Annotated in this window: 14 protein-coding genes; 7 read left to right on the top strand and 7 right to left on the bottom strand. The window is 41.1% G+C overall.

All coding sequences use genetic code 11. The features are described from left to right. Nucleotides 1-186: 186 nt before the first annotated feature. From phoR to Q4533_RS06450, 3 genes are all read right to left on the bottom strand, one after another. Nucleotides 187-1,482 carry a phosphate regulon sensor histidine kinase PhoR gene (phoR, locus tag Q4533_RS06460; RefSeq protein ID WP_102439539.1) on the bottom strand — a complete coding sequence of 432 codons (1,296 nt, stop codon included), beginning with the start codon at nucleotides 1,480-1,482 and terminating at the stop codon, nucleotides 187-189. Between the two features lie 221 nt (nucleotides 1,483-1,703). Beyond that, the gene (gene phoB, locus Q4533_RS06455; RefSeq protein WP_102439538.1) at nucleotides 1,704-2,393 is read right to left on the bottom strand and encodes a phosphate regulon transcriptional regulator PhoB; all 690 of its coding nucleotides are present in this window, start codon (nucleotides 2,391-2,393) and stop codon (nucleotides 1,704-1,706) included. Nucleotides 2,394-2,610: 217 nt separating this feature from the next. Beyond that, a complete protein-coding gene (locus Q4533_RS06450) occupies nucleotides 2,611-3,570 on the bottom strand; it encodes a porin (protein ID WP_102439537.1) in 960 nt (319 codons plus the stop codon). 344 nt (nucleotides 3,571-3,914) lie between these two features. On the opposite strand from Q4533_RS06450, the gene rdgC reads away from it, so the two are divergent. After that, entirely contained in the window at nucleotides 3,915-4,826 is a 912-nt protein-coding gene (rdgC, locus tag Q4533_RS06445) for a recombination-associated protein RdgC (RefSeq protein ID WP_102439550.1), read from the top strand. Between the two features lie 129 nt (nucleotides 4,827-4,955). Here the strand turns inward: rdgC and Q4533_RS06440 are convergent, their stop codons facing one another. Next, nucleotides 4,956-6,761 (bottom strand): M61 family metallopeptidase, encoded by a 1,806-nt coding sequence (locus Q4533_RS06440; protein WP_303502408.1) that lies wholly within the window; start codon nucleotides 6,759-6,761, stop codon nucleotides 4,956-4,958. A gap of 153 nt (nucleotides 6,762-6,914) precedes the next feature. Between Q4533_RS06440 and Q4533_RS06435 the strand changes: the two genes are divergently transcribed. The 5 genes from Q4533_RS06435 (at nucleotide 6,915) to Q4533_RS06415 (ending at nucleotide 13,631) form a co-directional block, all read left to right on the top strand. Beyond that, the gene (locus Q4533_RS06435; protein ID WP_303502405.1) at nucleotides 6,915-9,071 is read left to right on the top strand and encodes a tetratricopeptide repeat protein; all 2,157 of its coding nucleotides are present in this window, start codon (nucleotides 6,915-6,917) and stop codon (nucleotides 9,069-9,071) included. Between the two features lie 163 nt (nucleotides 9,072-9,234). Further along, nucleotides 9,235-10,791, top strand: a complete 1,557-nt coding sequence (locus Q4533_RS06430; protein ID WP_102439534.1) for a GGDEF domain-containing protein — start codon at nucleotides 9,235-9,237, stop codon at nucleotides 10,789-10,791. Between the two features lie 31 nt (nucleotides 10,792-10,822). Continuing rightward, nucleotides 10,823-12,184 (top strand): nucleotide 5'-monophosphate nucleosidase PpnN, encoded by a 1,362-nt coding sequence (gene ppnN / locus Q4533_RS06425; RefSeq protein WP_303502402.1) that lies wholly within the window; start codon nucleotides 10,823-10,825, stop codon nucleotides 12,182-12,184. A gap of 182 nt (nucleotides 12,185-12,366) precedes the next feature. Beyond that, nucleotides 12,367-13,125, top strand: coding sequence for a flap endonuclease Xni (xni, locus tag Q4533_RS06420; protein ID WP_303446089.1), 759 nt, complete (start codon nucleotides 12,367-12,369; stop codon nucleotides 13,123-13,125). Between the two features lie 26 nt (nucleotides 13,126-13,151). Then, nucleotides 13,152-13,631 carry a DUF3192 domain-containing protein gene (locus Q4533_RS06415; RefSeq protein WP_102439531.1) on the top strand — a complete coding sequence of 160 codons (480 nt, stop codon included), beginning with the start codon at nucleotides 13,152-13,154 and terminating at the stop codon, nucleotides 13,629-13,631. 84 nt (nucleotides 13,632-13,715) lie between these two features. Here the strand turns inward: Q4533_RS06415 and Q4533_RS06410 are convergent, their stop codons facing one another. Further along, nucleotides 13,716-16,478 (bottom strand): prolyl oligopeptidase family serine peptidase, encoded by a 2,763-nt coding sequence (locus tag Q4533_RS06410; RefSeq protein ID WP_102475387.1) that lies wholly within the window; start codon nucleotides 16,476-16,478, stop codon nucleotides 13,716-13,718. A gap of 524 nt (nucleotides 16,479-17,002) precedes the next feature. Between Q4533_RS06410 and Q4533_RS06405 the strand changes: the two genes are divergently transcribed. Beyond that, a complete protein-coding gene (locus tag Q4533_RS06405; protein WP_102439529.1) occupies nucleotides 17,003-18,013 on the top strand; it encodes an isocitrate dehydrogenase in 1,011 nt (336 codons plus the stop codon). 131 nt (nucleotides 18,014-18,144) lie between these two features. Here Q4533_RS06405 and rlmM read toward each other — a convergent pair whose 3' ends face one another. Beyond that, nucleotides 18,145-19,236, bottom strand: coding sequence for a 23S rRNA (cytidine(2498)-2'-O)-methyltransferase RlmM (gene rlmM, locus Q4533_RS06400; protein ID WP_102439528.1), 1,092 nt, complete (start codon nucleotides 19,234-19,236; stop codon nucleotides 18,145-18,147). Between the two features lie 187 nt (nucleotides 19,237-19,423). Beyond that, nucleotides 19,424-19,804: a DUF423 domain-containing protein gene (locus Q4533_RS06395; RefSeq protein ID WP_102439527.1), complete on the bottom strand. Its 381-nt coding sequence runs from the start codon at nucleotides 19,802-19,804 to the stop codon at nucleotides 19,424-19,426. Nucleotides 19,805-19,817 lie beyond the last annotated feature (13 nt).

Here is a 19,817-nt window from a genome sequence, read left to right as displayed (position 1 = left end):
ACCACATATCAGGTCGCCATACTTTACCTAATGGAAGTCGTTGCTTTCAGAGTTTCAGCTCTAAATGATTTCTGTCCAAAAGCTTGTCAGAACCAGCAATTTACCAGCTATCACAACAAGTCACACAAACAAAAAAGCAGACATTGATGTCTGCTTTTTTAATGCTAAAAATTTAGGGGAAAGTCATTACCCCTTAATCACCAAATGTGCTGGAATAATAAAGCTAAAACAACTGCCCTTTTCTAACTCACTGGTAATGTGCAACTCACTGTAATGATGATTAAGCGCATGCTTTACAATCGCTAGCCCTAAACCACTACCACCAGTTTTACTGGAGCGGGCATTATCAACCCGATAAAAACGTTCGGTTAAGCGGCTTATATGATGTGGCGCTATCCCAAGGCCGGTATCGGTTACGCTAAATTTAGCGCCGCTTGGGACTAACTCCCAGCGAATGGTAATTTTGCCGCCTGGCTCTGTGTAACGAATCGCATTTGAAATCAAGTTAGTACAGGCGCTTCGCAATTGCACTTCGTTACCGTGACAATTTAAATTATCCTCACAAATGAACTCAAGCTGGTATTGATCCATTGCCAATGCCGAGGCTTCATCTTTTAAAATATCCAACATGACCTGCATATTGATGGTTTTTTCTAAATCAATATCAGCCCCATCTTCAATACGCGATAACACTAATAACTGCTCCACCATTGATTGCATTCGCCTAGTTTGCTGCTGCATCAATTTAAGTGGCTTATGGTTCATGCTGTCAGGCTCTTCCATGCTTTGCATGATCTCAAGATAACCTTGCAGTACGGTAAGCGGGGTTTTTAGCTCATGGGATACATTAGCAACAAACTCTTTGCGCATACCCTCTAACTGATTAATGCGGGTAATATCACGGGCAATCAGTAGCATCTGTCTGTCGCCATAGCTCATTAAGCGTATTTCTAATAAGCGTTGATCCGATAGTGGTGAGGGTAGCTCTAATGGCTCGTTAAATTTACCAGACTTAAGGTAGGCCGAAAAATCAGGATGACGGATGAGGTTATCAATGCGTTGACCGCTATCTTGGGGCCAAACAAAACCCAGCAGCAGTTGCGCCAGTTTGTTACACCATAAAATATTGAGTTCAGAATCAAGTACGACCGCAGCATCTGGTAAGGCTTCAGCACCTTGCCTAAAGCGGCCTAAAATTGACGCTAACTGGCCAACTCGGCGACGATTTTTACCTTGCAGGCGGTATATGCCATTGAAAATACCTTCCCAACTGCCAGTGCCTTGAGGTGGAGTGAGTTTGCGGTCTTTCCAAAGCCAGTAATTTAAGCGGGTAATTTGGCGGTAATGCCAGCCTAAAAGGGCAATACAACCGACAATAATACTCATATAAACTTGATTGATGATCATGCCTATGATGGCAAAAATCAACAAGATCCCCACAAGGCGAAGGAGAAGTCTGGACCCTGAGTAAGCTCGAAACATAAGCGGCCTAATTATGATGGTAAAAAATCTTAAGCAGATTTTTTACCGTATTGTCGGTCGTAAAATAATGGTTCACAAGATAACTTAAAACCATGTTACTGACTATAGCCAAGCCGTTGAATTACACTTAAATTACTGTAAATAAATAACAATATTTACATTTACCTAAACAACAAAAGTGAAATACAACAGTATATTAGGCTTTGGCTGATAGTGAGTAATTACATTCTGGTTGAAAAACGATATCCCGCACCGCGAACGGTTTGAATCAGTTTATCATGGCCTGAGTCTTCAACGGCTTTGCGTAAGCGGCGTATATGGACATCGACAGTGCGATCTTCAACATAGACGTTGGTGCCCCACACATTGTCTAATAGCTGTTCACGGCTATAGACACGTTCAGGGTGAGTCATGAAAAAGTGCAGTAACCTAAACTCGGTTGGGCCCATTTCTAGCACTGACTCACCAACAGAGACACGATGGCTTACCGGATCTAATTGTAACCCTTGCACATCGATAAGCTCTTCAAGTCGTGTTGGCGCACTACGGCGTAACACAGCCTTAATACGTGCCACTAACTCTTTTGGTGAAAACGGTTTAGTAATGTAATCATCTGCACCGACTTCTAATCCCTTAACCTTATCTTCTTCTTCACCGCGAGCGGTTAACATGATGATAGGAATTTGACGAGTAAACTCATCTTGCTTTAAACGCTTAGCTAATTGTATTCCACTTCCACCTGGGAACATCCAGTCTAATAAAATCAGATCTGGATAAGGTTCTTGCAGTAGGTCTATTGCTGAATCAAAATCTTCAGCAGCCGTTGTAGTAAAGCCGTGTTGTTCCATAACAAATGTCAGCATTTCTCGAATGGCTGACTCATCTTCTACAATTAAAATCTTAGCTGTCATAATATTATCTGTGAGTAGTTTGCCGCGTTAGTATTATTGGTCAGTTTTATTACAGAAATATGATCTCAAGGCCCTAAATGGAATTAAAATCATATTTTTGTCATAAATCTATCACGCTACGCCATAATTAATGTATTGAAAAACACAAAGGAGGCGATATGCCTCCTTTGTTATGTATCACACATTTTCGGTTAAACCGCTTTTAATAAAGCGATACTTAGAACTTGTGTTCGATACCTACAGCAAAGTAACTTTCGTCGATTGAGATATCCATATCATTACCATCTGCATCTTCCACTGTACCCATTGAAGTACGGTCAGTGTAGAAAGCAAATAACTTCGTTGGCTTACCTAGTGAGTAATCTGCGCCAATTGACCATGAATCGCCTTTATCTTCCATGTCTTGGTATTGGGCTTTTAGGGTCACGCTGTCAATTTTATAAGCAGCGCTGAGTAAGTAGCCATCTTTGCTATCACCGCTATCGACTTTTTCTTCTTGTTGGTACATACCGCCAAGTACAAAACCTGCGACTTTACCTTGTACTGTACCACGAACAATATCATAACCTGCAACTTCAGCATCATAGGCAACCGATGCATAAATTGGGGTTTTCTTCAGCCCTGAGTCACCGTACATTGCAGCGATACTGAAACCATCCTCATCTGCTTGCTTACTGTCACCTGATGCAGCGTAAGTCACGCCCGCTTGGAAGTCACCAAACTTAGGCGTTAAGTAAGTTGCGGTTTCTGCTATACGGTTTTCACCAGCAAATAAGTTTTTCAAATCGCCTGAGTAATCACCAAACTGGTCGACTTTGCCCTGCGACTTTTTCAGCATAGTGTCGTTACGGCCCACCGCGAATGAACCAAAGTCGCCTTTTAGGCCAACAAACTGATTACGGGCTTTGAAGTTGTTTGAGCTGTCTGAGTCAGTTGCCACTTCATATTCGATAGTATAAAACGCTTCTAAAGAACTATTTAATTCGAAAGCGCCTTTCACACCAAATCGTGATGCATTGCTTTGCACTCGTGTTTCTGAACCTGAACCGTCATCATTTGATTGAATTGAAACATTGAGCTTACCGTAAATTTCAAGTGGCTCTGCCGCTTGAGCGGTTGAAAGCGTGGCAGCAGCAATAGCAGAAGCAACTAGCGTTTTATAAAAAGTGTTCATCATTTCATCCTTTAGACTTAATAGTTGGTGTTTTACACCTTTTTCTGTGCAGCTAATCAGTTGGAACGAGCAGAAACCTGCTACCTAATAGCTTGGGAACGAGGCGAATATTGCACACCTTTTGTTGCAGAAATATTTCAAAACAGGACTTTTATTTAGAACAAACTAATTCAATTACAAAACAAGATAATCAACACGCTGAAAAGTAAAGAAAATATCAATTAAAAGTGATTTATGACAATTTGATGAATTCTGCCATAGCGACAATCATGCAGATTGGGAATGATGGTTTACCCCAGCGCCACGATACCGTAAACTGCATTTTTAATTTTCGAAGAGTGTCTTTCATGTGGTTTAAAAATCTCACCCTATATCGTTTTAATAAGCCTTTCAGTACCGATACAGAGGCACTTGAAACAGCATTAGCTGACTTCACCTTTTCGCCATGCTCAAGCCAAGACATCAGTAAGTTTGGCTTTTCAAATGCATTGGGCAAAAAAGGCCAAGCGTTAGTTCACAGCGCTGAAAACCGTCATTTAATTTGTGTCACTAAAGAAGAAAAGATCCTGCCTGGCCAAGTGATCAAAGAAGCGCTTGATGAAAAAGTAGCGTTAATAGAAGATCAAGAAAGCCGCAAAGTGACCAAGAAAGAAAAAGATGCGATGAAAGAAGAAATAACCATGACGCTATTGCCTCGTGCTTTTTCTCGTCGTAGTCAAACCCATGCGTTAATCATGCCTGAGTTAGAAATGATTTTAGTGGACAGCTCAAGCGCCACTAAAGCTGAAGAATTATTAGCTTTATTACGCAAAGCCTTAGGCAGCCTACCGGTTGTGCCGCTGCACTTTACTACGCCAGTTGAAACCACGTTAACCGAATGGTTAAGAAACGGCGCATCACCACAACCTTTTGAAATGCAAGATGAAGCTGAGCTTAAGTCTGATTCAGATGAAGGCGGCATTGTGCGCTTTAAGCAGCAAGTACTGCAAGAAGATGAAGTATTAGCCCATTTAGCGACCGGCAAACAAGTACATAAACTGTCATTGCATTTTGCTAAGTCGATTGCGTTTTTATTACAGTCTGATGCCAGCGTTAAGCGCCTTAAGTTCTCTGAAGAATTTAGAGCTGCTACCGATGATGTGGGCACAGAAGATCCCTTGGCGAAACTGGATGCCGATTTTGCATTAATGGGCGGCGAGCTAGTCGCATTTATTAATGCGATGAAACAGGCATTAGGGCCTATTGAAGAAAATATCTAAATTTGTAACTTCACTTTAGTGGTTTAATCAAATTTAAAAGCCCAACAGAATTTATTTCTATTGGGCTTTTTTGTAGCAACTTTCTATGCTTTTAATCAAAAAATTGATTAAAACTATTAATTTACTAGCTTATTTAGCAAACTCACCTTGCTCATCAAATGGCCAGTCAATGCCTAACCAAGCTTTAAGAAAGGCCTTTTGTGCAGCCGTTGGTGAATCAACACCGATTATGGCTAGCTCACCTTTAGGTTGCTCATCTAAGGTTAACTCAAGCTGCTTTAAGGTGTCGTTATTAAACAGGCTTACGTTAATGGTGTCTTGCGGGCTGAAATCTTCTAAGCGCTTTTTAAAGCCCGCGGCAGTGACTTTTAAACCGTTAATGGCTACCACTTCATCGCCAGCAACAATACCCGCCAACCATGCAGGGCTGTTACGGCTGACATGGGATAGTGTTAAATCATCATGCTGACCCGATAACGTCATACCGCTGTAAACAGTCGACTTTGGCTCTTTGCCATAGGATATCGCTAAACCCGCTTGTGCCAGTAAGGTATCAAAATCTAAGCTGAATGGCTGGGTAATATGCTGCTGCCACCAAGGCTGATAATCTTTACCTGCCAGCGTCTTTAAAATACCTTTTACATCATCAACGCTATAGCCTTTAGGCAGTTTATGGTCACGGTATAATTGACGATGAACATCACGATACGAATGCGCTAACAGGGTGTCTTTCAATAAATTAAAATCCAGTGACAACGACGCCAAGTAGCCTTCAGAATAGATATTGACCCCATGGTTAATGGCATAATCACCGCCAGTATTGGTCCACTCATTTAAACTGGCTTGCGCAACCGATTGTATTTCACGACCCGGTTTATGCAGGTTGTTATTTATCCGTTTGGCTAAATCGGCAAAAAACTCTTTCGGGGTAATGACATCGGCTCGCAATAATAACTGATTTTGAAAATAACTGGTTGAGCCTTCAGCCATCCATAATAACTCTGTCATGCTGGCATTTTGGTAATCATAAGGCACTAGGCCCTGTGGGCGATAAGCTTTGACATTCCAAGTATGGATAAACTCGTGAGATGCTGTGCTGATAAAGCGCAGGTAATCTTTACGTTCTCTAAAGTTAAAGCGTGGCAATTGAATAATGGTTGAATTTAAATGCTCAGTGGCGCCTCGTGCGCCACTAGTGGCATGCACCATATACACATAACGCTCAAACGGGTAGTCATCCCAAATCACCTCAGCTTGGCTGCTGATTTTGGTTAAATCTGTAACGATTTGCTGAGCATCGTAATTACCTTCACCCCAAAAAACCAGTTCATATTCACGACCGTCAGCTGTAAAGCGATAATGGGCGTTTTCACCGGTTTCAATTGGCGAGTCAATTAACACATCATAGTTATCAGCAATAAATGAATGGGCTTTGCTGCCCTGTGCCATACCTGAATAACTGTTCCAGCCTTGGGGCACATTCATTGAAACCAACACATTGTCATCACGAAACTCTGGGCTATACATAAACACCCCACTGGCATCGATATAAGCATGTGAGCTATCAATATGACGCACTCGAGTACCTAAATCATTGGCATACAACTGATAGCTGACATTAACTGCAGTCGGTTTTGACAAATTCACTTGCCATTCCCCCGTCTCAGTACGCTGCCATGGTAACACTTGGCCCTGTTCATCTGTTGCTGTAAATGAGCGAACCCCATCAGCTAACGGCAGCACTGCATATTTTCCCGTACGCCAAACGGGTAAATTGACCGTTAAATTCTCAGCTGAAGATGTAGGGAAACTAACATTCACTTGGGCTAAATGGTGCTGTGGCTGAGTCAAATCGATTTGGTAACTAACTTGGGCAAGGCTGCTGGCGCTAAAAAGTAAGCTGGCAGATAAAATAGTCAATTTTTTGGCTTTCACTCTCGATTCCTTCTGTTATTATTCTTGTTATGTTTTTAAGGACTTGTAATTAAATTTCTTCCCTTAAGGCGCGCAGTATAACAAGTACAGTGAGTTCACTCACCTAGTAACAATAAAAGCTTACAAAAATTATAATAAGGTTGCTCATTCTTCATGCGAAAACTCATCAGTGGTTTACTCAGCTTAATATTACTGTCGGCCTTTCCTGTTGTTGCGGATACCTTTATCGAAGCTGAAATTGAGTTTAATGAACGCCCAGTTCAGTTGTTTGAGCAACTGCAGAAAAAAACCAACTTCCCATTATCATTTAACAACCGCCAGCAATTTGAAAAACTGGCTGAAGAGTTAAAATACCAACCTAAGCAATTACAAAGAGATTTAGCGACCCTAGCAAGATTATATTTACAATCAACCATCACAGCCCCTAATGAAGTCAGTCATGCCCGCTTATTAACCAGGCAACTTGAATCAATCGCTATTAGCCCGCTAGATGAAGCAAAAATTTTACTCTTAGAAGGAAGAATAAGAGGAAGAGAGGATCAGCAATATCAGCAAAGTATCATTCTGTTCAAAGAGGCATTAAACAAAATAGCCTCACTCAACGACAGCGAAGCCATGACCTTTAAATTTGTGTTACAAGGTTATTTAAGCATCATGAATAGCTTGCTAAAACAAGATACCCAAGCCATGTATCACTACAAACAGTATCGTGACCTTGCCTACCAAATGCGGGTGGATTATTTCATTTCCCAAGCTGAAACCGCTTTAGGTAAGTTCTATGTTAATAAGCAGCAACTGGCGAAGGCATTACAGCACTATAACGAAGCATTTCGTATTACCAGTCGATTAGACACCCCAGTGCTACATGCACACACTCAATTTCAGTTATCACGATTATATCGAGATCTAGGCCAATGGGATGAAGCCCTAAAAAATGCCAACAATGCCGCCATTAGTTTTCAGCAGCTAGGACAACAAGCCTTCCAATCAAAGGCCCTGACAGTCATAGCCATGGTTTATGGCATGCAAAAACAATGGAATAAAGCTATTGATTACTACCTTAATGCCCAACAAATTGATCAACAAAATGGTCATCTCATTGGTCAAGCCCTTAACTTTCATAATATCGGCGAAGCCTACTTTTATTTAGATGATTATCAGTCATCCCTCAATTACTTGACCATGGCCAATGAAATTTTTAAAGCCAGAAAGGTATTACACTACTTAGTGTATAACGAGTTATTGTTTGCTCAGGTAAGCTCAAAACAGCAGCAATGGCAGCAAACCATTACACATGCTGAGGCAGCGCTAGAGATAGCAGAATCAAAACAACTGATTGATGCCCAAAAAGAAGCCTTAGAATACCTTTCCGTTGCTTATCGTAAAGTGGATGACATTTCCTCTACCCTTGAGGTAATGGATAAAATGGTTGCCATTAGCCAAAGTGAACAAGAGTCACCAGTCAATGACATGGTTCATTCAAGCTTAAACGAAGAAAAATTCAAATTAGAAATTAGAAATTTACAGCAAAAACTCACTCACTACATGGGTGATAACAAGGACCAGCAAAAGGCTATTATAATCCTGTTTGCGGTGATATTTATCTTTGCCTTTTTATGGTTTGTCAGCCTAAAAAAATTAAATCGTGCCAAACAAACCTGCCAAACCTTACGACAGTTATCCGTACAAGAACCACTGACACAACTGAATGGTTACCAGGCCTTAATTAATTTACTTTCAAGTGCCCGTTCACCCAAAACGCTGGCTTTAGTGAATATACGCGCCCTGGCTGATATTGATATTGATCTGGGTTTATCTGAATATAAGGCGATTACAGTATCCCTTAGTAAACAATTAGAACTGGATTTACATTGTGAAGTGTTCATCATCAAGCCGGGTGAATTTGGCTTATGTTTCTCAGACGAGTTATCAGCCCAGCAAACATTAACCAACTTACAAGCACAGCTAGCTGCAATCACCATTGCCAATAAAAGCAATATACCTAATTTTTCAGATATTAGTGAGCAGCCATTACACGCCATTATGGGCCACGTTAACTTGCCATTACTGGCCAATCCGGATGTAAGATTAACGGCACAATTACAATATGAAACGGTGCAATATGCCCTCGCGGCGGCAAAAAGCCTCAATGAGGATCAAACCTATGTCAGTATTCGCAGCTTAAATTTTGCCCCTGCGGCGATATTTTTTAAACCCTTGTATTTAAATTTAACCCATGCACTGCAAAGAGGCATAATTAGGGCTGAAACAAATCGTCAAGCTGCCGATATTAAGTGGCCAACCGGTTGAGTTAACAACTCACGTGATTTACGCTCAAATAACACACAAGTCAATAATATATATCAAAAAAGCAAACAAAAATTGTGTGTAAACAAGTAATTAGTGGTATTGTTATCCAATATAGTTAATTGGACTAATAACAAATTTATTTTTCTCAAAGAAGGCTTACAGCATGCAAGACTCTTCAGCAGCGGTGTCACAAGTTTCATTATTAAAACAAAAGCTCAACGCCGCTAAATTAGCTATCGAAGAAATTCATGATGATCGTAGTGAAAAATTACGCACCTTAATTCAATTTTTAGGACACTTAAGCTTAGCGTGCAAGGGCCAAAATCTTGAATTAGATAATCGCCTTGCCAAACTGAGACATCATTTACAGGGTTTTGAGCAAATAGATGAAGCCTTGCCTGAATTGGTGGGTATTGAGCGGTTATTAAAGGCACAATATAGCCAAACAATGACTAGCCTTGAAGAGAGTCGCAACAGCCTGTCCCGGGTGATCAGCCAGATTCAGCGGGTTGATTCTGCCCCTGATGAAATCAAAAAAGAAATTAATTACTTTAAAAAAGATCTTAATAAGCCGATCCATACCATTTGGGAATATATTCCTAAGGTGGAACAAGTTATCGGCTTTTACGAGCAAATTCTTCAGCAAAAGTTTGCCAATGCTGATGACCATGTCATTTTGCCTCAACACTTAATTTTAGCAAAAGAGTTAGCCCAAAAAATATCTGAGATAGAATTCAGAAAAGAGCAACGTGATCAAATTCTGGTCATGAAAGAAGTGCTTATGGGTGATATTAAGCTCAATACTTTACTTGAGTCATATCAAACAATACTGAGCTTTTTACTGAATAACATTGCCCGAGAAAAAACCGCCTCTCAGGATTTTCTGTATACCTTAAATGATGCGATTAGCATAGTTCGTGATGTGGTCAATAATACTGCAAACAATAACGAGCGTTCACAACAAATTAAAACTCAGCTTAATAAAGAAATTAACCTGCGGGTTGATAATGCTGACGGTATTGTCGATGACGTCGATGATATCATCGCGCTAAAAACTGAGCTGACCGTCCAACTTGCTTCATTACGAGATGCATTAAACCGTAAAGAAGCCCTTGAAACTCGTGAGCAATCACTGCTACGTAAATCCGTTGAGTCGATGAAAAAAGAGCTAAGCTCTATTACTAAAGAAGCCAACAGCTACAAAGAAAAACTGTTTGAGCATCAAAAACTCAACCTATTAGACCCATTAACCCAACTGCCAAATCGTGCTGCATTAGAAGATAGAATGGAGCAAGAGTATAGAAACCATAAACGCTTTAATAGTCCATTATGGGTGGCGGTAACTGATATTGATTACTTTAAGACAGTCAATGACAGTTTTGGTCATAGTACCGGTGATAAAACCCTGCAAGTCATTTCCATGGCGCTAAAAAACTCCCTTAGAGAAAGTGAGTTTGTTGCCCGTTATGGCGGCGAAGAATTTGTTTTATTGCTACCAGATGTCAATGAAGAGCATATTGGTCTATTGTTAAATCGGGTCAAAGATAAAATTAAGAATATTCCATTTAAGTTTAAAAATCAGAGAATTACTGTGACATTATCCATAGGTGCAGCTCAGGTCATGGAAAACGAACGTATCGAAGAAACCTTTGAACGTGCTGATGCTGCACTTTATAAAGCCAAAAATAATGGTCGAGATAGAGTTGTAATCGATATCTAGTATCTACTGCAACTCTACCAAGGAGTTGCATATGATAATAAAGATCAGCCCTAGAGGCAGCTTAGATCAACTTTCGCAAATGGAGGTTGATCGCCTCAAGCAAAGTGCTAAAAATGAGTTATACCAACTACTGCGAAACTGCTCACTGGCAGTGCTTGCCTCCGGTTTAAAAAGTGATAATTCTGACGCTTTATTCAAGCGCTACGCCAATTTTCATATCAATGTGCTGCAACGTGAACGCGGCTTATTACTAGAGCTCATCAACCCGCCAACACAAGCCTTCGTTGATGGTGAAATCATTGCAGGGATCCAAGAACATCTTTTTGCTGTGCTTCGCGATATCGTCTATATCGACAATAAATATGACAATCTAAAGCACATCAATCTCACCAATGCCAGCCACATTACCAATGTGGTATTTGATATCTTGCGTAATGCCAGAGTCATTTCACCGATGATCGATCCTAATGTCATAGTGTGTTGGGGCGGACACAGCATTAACCCCATAGAGTATCAATACACCCGTGAAGTAGGCTATGAGTTGGGGCTAAGAGCGTTAGATATTTGCACCGGTTGTGGTCCAGGCGCAATGGAAGGCCCAATGAAAGGCGCCGCCATTGGTCATGCCAAACAGCGCATTAAAGATGCCCGCTATATTGGCTTAACCGAGCCCAGTATTATTGCTGCAGAGCCCCCGAATCAAATAGTCAATGAGCTGGTGATAATGCCAGATATCGAAAAACGCTTAGAGGCCTTTGTCCGTTTAGGCCATGGTATTGTTATCTTTCCCGGCGGCGCTGGCACCGCTGAAGAGCTGCTTTATATTTTGGGTATTTTGCTTAATCCCGCCAATGCCCAGATGCCCTTTCCACTGATTTTAACCGGCCCTAAACAAAGTGCGGACTACTTCACTGAAATAGATGACTTTATCGGCGCTACCCTTGGTCAGCAGGCCCGAGATAAATACCAAATCATTATTGATGATCCTGTAAAGGTAGCGCAGCTGATGAAACAAGGCATGAGCGATGTAAAAGCCATGCGTAAACAACTTGGTGATGCTTACCAATACCAGTGGGCGCTGAAAATAGAACCTGAATTTCAACTGCCTTTTGAGCCAAATCACGAGGTCATGAAAAACCTGCACCTGTTTTTTCATCCGAACAAAGCTGAGTTAGCGGCCAGTTTACGGCGGGCGTTTTCAGGCATTGTTGCCGGTAATGTCAAAAGTGAGACCATTAAACTTATTGAAGACTTAGGTCCATTTGAGATAAGTGGTGATGAGCGGCTGATGACCATGATGGATAAACTGCTTGCTGCGTTCGTAACGCAACAAAGAATGAAACTGCCAGGCAGCGAATATACTCCTTGCTATCGCATCAATAATAAAAAATAGCACATGTTATATTGCTTTACTTTGCCGTCTACATCTTGCTTTTTAATCAAGTAGCGCTTAAATAGCCATTGATTCCACTGTTAAAAACAAGCCGTAAGGTTTAAGCTCAAGGACGGTTAATTTATAATTAAATCAAACAGTGGCTCAATGTGAGCGACCTTACTGCAAACGAAAAGAAAACCATGAATAAATTACTCATTATCGATGGCCTTAATCTTGTTAGGCGTATTCATGCGGTATTGCCAGATGAAACGGATATCGTCAGTGTTAAAGAGCGCACACTGTCAGCATGTAAAAAATTACTTAAACATCACCAACCAACTCATGCCATTATGGTGTGGGACGGTGATGAAGAATCGTGGCGTAAACAGCTCTACCCTGATTATAAAAAAGGCCGTAAGCCTATGCCTATCGCTTTAAAGGCTGGCCTTGAAGATATCAAAACCGCTCTGGCCATTGAACATGTTCAATCCCATGATGCCATTTCAGAGGCCGATGATGTGATTGCCACCTTGGCCACTAAAATTGCTGAAAATAACGGTCAGGCCATCATAGTGTCAACCGACAAAGGGTTTGGGCAACTGATGCATAGCAATATTGTTATTTGGGATCATTTCAAGCAGCAATATTTTGATATAAAAGCCTTAGAGAAAAAGCTCGCCGTGCAGCAAAATCAAATTTTAGACTTTATCGCGCTTGCGGGAGACGCGGGGAATAAAGTTCCTGGTATTACCGGTATTGGGCCAAAATCAGCAGCGGATTTATTAAACAAGTTTAGAAGCTTGGCAAACTTATACCAGTCACTGGATAATCTTGGTGCGAAACAAGCGCTAAAATTATCAGAGGGCAAAGAGATGGCAAGAATCAGTTATAAATTGGCGCAACTGCAATGCCATATGCCGCTAAACATTAACCTCAAGCAGTTTAGAGTAGTTAGCTAACCATTAATGAAGCAAGGAATCGCCTGATGAAATCTAAAGTGTCATATTTAATCGCAACCATCTTTATTGCATATGTCACTTTTGTTATTTTCGTTATATTTGTCTACGAGACTCGGCCAGAAGATCGGAGCTGGCAAGAACGCCAAGAGTTTAACCATAAAATGCTTAGCGAAATTATAATTGGCCAAACTATTGATAGCATTAGGCAACTAATGGGCCGAGCCGATTTTTCAGAGGCCAAAGCATCATCTGATGGCAGCTTTCAAATTATGTTTTACCGCACTCACCATGTCACCTCCGACGGTCAAACCACTAAAGATGAATGCACGCCGCTGTTATTTAAAGATGGTGAGCTGATTGCTTGGGGGCAAGAAACCTATGAGCAATTTCTGCAAATACCGATTATCGCTATCGCACCTCAAACTGAAACCGATCTTAACGCGATACAAACCAGTCCAATTCCCGCAGAGCAAGGCATAGAAACAGCAATAACTTCAGAACAGTAACCGCTCAGCTGAACCCATAAAAAATGCCACTGTATATCGCTATCAGTGGCATTTTTAGTTCAATATTAGATTGAATTGTAATCGTTAATCTTGGTTATATTCTCGATACGCCTCACCTTCTTTTAACCACTTAGGCGCTGCAACGCCTTTTAAATAATGGTCAAAATACTGCTTCATTCGAATGGTGTAATCTAGTTTATTAGGGTACTTTTTCAAATGATGTGGTTCATCTTCATATTGTAAAAACACCACATCTTTACCGGTTCTGCGCATGGCAAGATATAGCTCCACGCCTTGCTCCCACGGCACCGCATCATCTTTATCACCAAACATAATCATCATTGGAGTTTGAATGCGTTCAGCATAAAACACCGGTGAGTTTTCAATGTACTTTTGCGGCGACTTAAACAAACTTTCAGCAATTCGGCTTTGACCTGTTTCATACTGAAATTGACGAGCAAGGCCAGAGCCATGACGAATGCCGCTATAAGCACTAGTCATGTTCGACACGGGCGCACCGGTAACCGCTGCTTTAAAGATATTGGTTTGGGTCACAGCGAAAGCGGTTTGATAACCGCCCCATGAATGGCCTTGAATACCAATGGCATCTGGGTCGGCAACGCCCATATCAATGATTTTTTGAACGCCAGCAGTTAATGCCTTTACTGACGAGATCCCCGGGTAACCTACTTCAAAACGAATGTCAGGTAAGAAAATGGCATAGCCATTATCTGCATACCAAGCAAAGTTTGGTCGATGATTAATTGCCATATGCGGGAATGAATGCAAACGATCGCTCATAAAGCGATAGAAATACACCATAACCGGATACTGTTTACCGGCTTGATAATTCGTGGGCTTAATCAGTACGCCATCAGCTGGGCGGCCATCACCATCACGCCAACGCACCAATTCTGCAGCGCCCCAATTAAAATCATCTCGCTGACTATCTAAGTCAGTTTGTTGGCTGGCTTCATTAGGCGTATTCACACTTGAGGTGTATAAATCAGGGTAAAGATCATAACGCTGCTTAGAAAACACCATAGTGTCGCTATTTTTACTGCGGGCAAGTACCGTCAATTTTGCCTCGGTTTCAAGTTGCAACGTCACTCCTGGGACGCCAACAGTGGCGCGATAAAAACTGTCAGCTTTGGTGTGTTCATTATAACCGTGCAATAGCAGCGCTTGCTGCTGCTCAATGACAGCAGGCATATCTGACGTTGCATATAACCCTGCCAATCTAAACTGCTGACGATTTTTACGTCCTTCACCCGCAGACAACATAAAGCCGTCAAACGATGAGCTGCTAAATTGCCACACATCATATTTGTCATAGCCAATAATGCCTGAATCATCGGCTAGCCAAGGCCCTAAGCCATAACTTGGCGCATTACTGGGATAATCATGGTCTTCATTTGCAAAGCTAATAGCGATATCTTTGGTTAAACTGTGTTTTCTGGCATTAGCAATATCATACAAAAACAGTCCGCCTTGTTGATAATACGCCACAAAACGCCCATTAGGAGACAAGCTTGGCATTTCACTTGAGGCATGTTGAGTTAAAATTTGCAGCTTACGGCCAGTATTTAAATCCACTAGATAGACATCTTGATAAAAACCTGCCCAGGTGATCATTTTTTGATAAGGCACATCTGAGGTAGCTAATAAATAACGCTTTTGTTCACCATAGTGCACATCCGGTACGGCTTTATCCGCCAGTTGCACTATACGGTTAGCATTAACGTGCATCACAGCAAGATAAGTGCGCTTTAACTCTTTGGCATATTGTTTTACTTCATGAGGTTTTATTTTTGGGTCGTCACCATGCCACACTTTTAAATCACGAAGTCCGGTAACAATTTGTTGGTCAAATAAATCGGCTTCAGACTCTATTGATGCCAGTGTCAGGGCTTTATCTACTTGCGGTACGCGGCCAATAAATAGCCTTAAGCTATCTTCAGAAAAGAAAATTTTTGAATGCTGATTCAAAGTCCAGTCATCATCTGTTGGCACCTGTTTGAGCTTAAGAGACTCTAGAGCCAAAAGCTTCAGTTGATACTCTCGCTCATCACGCTCTACACTTGCATCCCCTTGGGTAAAGCCAAGCCAGTTGCCATCATCAGATAAACTCAGCTCTGCCACTTGATAACCGTCTGACTTATAAACTTGCGTTAGAGTATTAGTGATTAAATCGACCTTTTTAATCACATGCTGCTTGGCAGCAATATCATTAATGGCAACCACAAATTGGTTACCTGAGCGGTCAAAGTTAAATTGAGTAACATGGTCAAACTCCTGAAAAGTATTGGTGGCGAGTTGAATGAGCTTAAAACCACTGCCTTTATCTGCGCCATTAATGCTCGTTTCTTCAGCGTCCTCTTTGCCATCTTCTTTAGTGTCATCAATATCAAACCAAACCGCTAAATAATCACCTTTGGTACTAAACTCAGCTTGTTTAACCCGCTTAAACTGTTGCTGGTTACCTGTTTTGGTATTCAGTAAGCTAAGCCCTGCACTAAGCTCAGACTTTTTGAGGGTTTCTTTTTCTAATAAGCTCGGCGCAATAGTGGCAATCACATAATCACCATTTGCGCTGACTTTAACATCAGAGCCACCATCAATTTGATACTGCTTTTGTGTAGCCACTTGATTGACTAAAGCGCGGCTATTACCGCGATCTGGCATAGCCTCAACCGCTAACACTGTGCCATTTTCAGAGATAACGGGAGTCTGTAAGGTCTCAAAGCGCATAATATCATCGAGCAATAACGGCTTAATGTTGTCAGCTGATATGGCTGACATTGACACTGCTAACAGAGTCAATGGGATAAGGTTACGTAACTTCAAATCTTCCTCGTTATTGTTGTTATGGAATGAAATACAGTTCAGCTAAATTCATTAACTGAAAACATAATTGAAATTTAATAAAGCATTGTTGAAAATATCACCGCAATTTAATTAATGACCTTTCAGACTAAACTGTGCCAAGTTATTTTGCAGCCCCTTAGATTGTTAGTAGGCCCAAAGCTAGTAGACTGTAGTTAGTAGACCAAAGTCGTCTATTTAAAATCTGTCACCTGCTTATGCTATGCACGCGAAATAACTTTACAACCAACCTTTTATTAACAACTAAAGCTGATTTATGACGCGAAATAAGCCTTTCAATTACATGGTTGTGAATATCTTAAAGCAATCACCTGAGGATTAGCTTAATTATTTAAAAAAATATGTGATTAAACTCACTAAAAACTGTAAAAAAAAATCTAAATTCGTTAAAATGCGCCGCAACAAAACCGTGAGTAAGTAGTCTTGTTAAGGTGTTGTAAACAATAACAAGAAAATGCAGTAACCACTAAGTGGAAGGACTATCCATGCCAAAACGTACTATAACCGTAATCCCAGGTGATGGGATTGGACCAAGCATTATCGATTCGGCTTTAAAAATTCTCGACAAGGCTGGTTGCGACTTTGAATATGAGTTTGCAGACGCCGGTTTAGCCGCATTAGAAAAGCAAGGTGAATTAGTACCTCAGCGTACCTTAGACCTTATCGAAAAAAACCGTATTACCCTTAAAGGGCCATTAACCACACCTGTCGGTGAAGGTTTTACCTCTATCAATGTAAGCCTACGTAAAAAATTCAGCTTATATGCTAACGTGCGCCCTGTACTTTCTTTTAAAGGTACTCAAGCACGTTATGACAACATTGATATCATCACAGTACGTGAAAACACTGAAGGTATGTATTCAGGCTTAGGCCAAAAAGTATCTGACGATGGCGCTACTGCTGAAGCGACCAGTATCATTACTCGTCAAGGTGCAGAGCAAATTACCACTTTTGCTTATGAGCTAGCACGTAAAGAAAACCGTAAAAAAGTGACTATCGTTCATAAAGCCAACATCATGAAGTCAACTTCAGGTTTATTCTTGAAAGTGGCGCGTGAAGTGAGCCAGCGTTACCCAGATATCGAAACAGAAGAAATGATTGTGGATGCAACGTGTATGAAGTTGGTCATGAATCCAGAAAACTTTGATGTATTGGTAACAACTAACTTATTCGGTGACATTCTATCTGACTTATGTGCAGGTCTTGTTGGCGGCTTAGGTATGGCGCCTGGCGCAAACATCGGTAAAGATGCGGCAATTTTCGAAGCGGTTCATGGTAGCGCACCTGATATTGCAGGCAAAAATCTTGCAAATCCTACATCCGTGATTCTAGCCTCTATACAAATGCTGGAGTATTTAGGCATGGCTGACAAAGCGGAAATGATCCGCTCTGCAGTATCTGCTGTGATTGAAGAAGGCGACCGCACAACCCGCGATCTTGGTGGTACTCATGGTACAACTGACTTCACTCAAGCTGTTGTTGATCGTTTAGGATAAGCTTTATTACCCTTTTAGCTGAGTTATTGCAGCGCTAATAACTCTAGTTTTAATTAAAGGATAATAAAAAAGCCCTTAGTGATATTCACTAAGGGCTTTTTAATGCTTGTTTAAATTTCCAGCTAAATAGCTTAGTTAAACGCCCAAGCAGTATTAGGTTTAACCCATAAGTGAACTGTCACTTCATCACGATCATGATAAAGGTGCTTACACTGTAATTTAAAATCTGTGATGTCGTTTTCTTTTAAAATTTCAGCCATAGTATCTAAAATCTGTCTGACTTCTTTATAACGACTTTTCATTGGTAATTTAAGGTTAAAAATGGCTTCTTTAAACCAGCCATTAATCGCCCAAGCTTCAACGAGCTCAGCAACACGTGACGGTTTTTCTACCATGTCACACACTAACCAATAAATGTTTTTTCTTGGTGGTTCGAAACGAAAACCATCGGCGCGATAATGTTTAACCTGTCCAGTGTCCATTAACTTCTGATCCATAGGACCATTATCAACTGCGGCGACAAACATGCCACGACGTACTAGCTGATAAGTCCAGCCACCAGGACAAGCGCCTAAATCCACAGAATGAAGCCCTGAGCGGCAGCGGTCTTCTTGCTCTTCCTTTGTCAAGAATTGCCCAAAAGCCTCATCTAATTTCAAGCTTGAACGACTCGGAGCATCGGCAGCCATTTTAAGGCGGGGAATGCCCATAAAATAAGGTGAGCTATTGTTTGATAATGAATAGCCGACATAAGCCGTACCCGGCGCTACAAAGCACACATGAATGATAGGTCTGCGGTCATTTTCTTGAGCTAATAATGCGCCAGACTTTTTCAGGCCTTGGCGTAAAGGCACTGTAAATTTGCGGCAAAAACCTGACAGTTCTTTAGCTTCATTGGTATCTGGAGTTTCAACTCGTAATTCTCCCGCTTTTGACACTTCACTTAAAGCAGCCACAATCGGTGATACTCTGTCTTTTTCAGGCAAATCTTTTATCAACTCACCAGCAGCAAACATTTGTCTTGCAAACACTAATGAATTTAACTCAATTTGCTTTGCCAGTTGCTCACCGCCGTTTTCTTCAAAACATTGGTAAATCACATAAGCATCATTGGTATTGGTTTTAACAAAGCCACCAATATTTAATTCAGCTGCACGCTGTTGAATTTCTGCAGCACAATCTTTCTCATAGCCTGCGCGGCAAAATATAAAGAGGTTTTTCATGATAAGCCTTAAGCTTCTATAACCATAACTGCTTCACAGTATGGTCGAAGGACAAAATAATGGGGGCATTATACTCAAAAATTATGCCGCTGTGTTAAATAGAAAAGGCAAACCGATAAAAGCAACAAAGCAGCAGATTTGATAAACAAGCTGCTGCTTTGAAATATTTGCCAAAGGTGACGCTAAGTTATTTCTGCTTAGTATGTTTTGCTATCCCAATGGCAAACAATGTCCAGCCAATCAGCATACAACCGCCGCCCATAGGGGTAATTGGCCCAATCCATTTGGCGCCAGTAAAGGCATATAAATACAATGAACCTGAAAATAATAAAATACCCACGAAGAATAAATAACCTGCCCAATCCAGCAGTTTTGAACTTATCCAGTGACCACTTAACGCTACGGCAATAATGGCAAAGGTGTGATAAAAGTGATAATCGACACCGAGTTTAAAAATCGCAACCAACTCAGGCGGGGCAATACTTTTTAACCCATGGGCACCAAAAGCCCCTAAAGCAACCGCTAAAAAACCACTGATTGCCGCTAACAGTAATAAACCTTGTCTCATTGATATCTCGCTT

The organism is Shewanella sp. 6_MG-2023, assembly GCF_030547195.1.
GTDB lineage: Bacteria > Pseudomonadota > Gammaproteobacteria > Enterobacterales > Shewanellaceae > Shewanella.
This window is presented reverse-complemented; position numbering and strand designations above follow the sequence as displayed.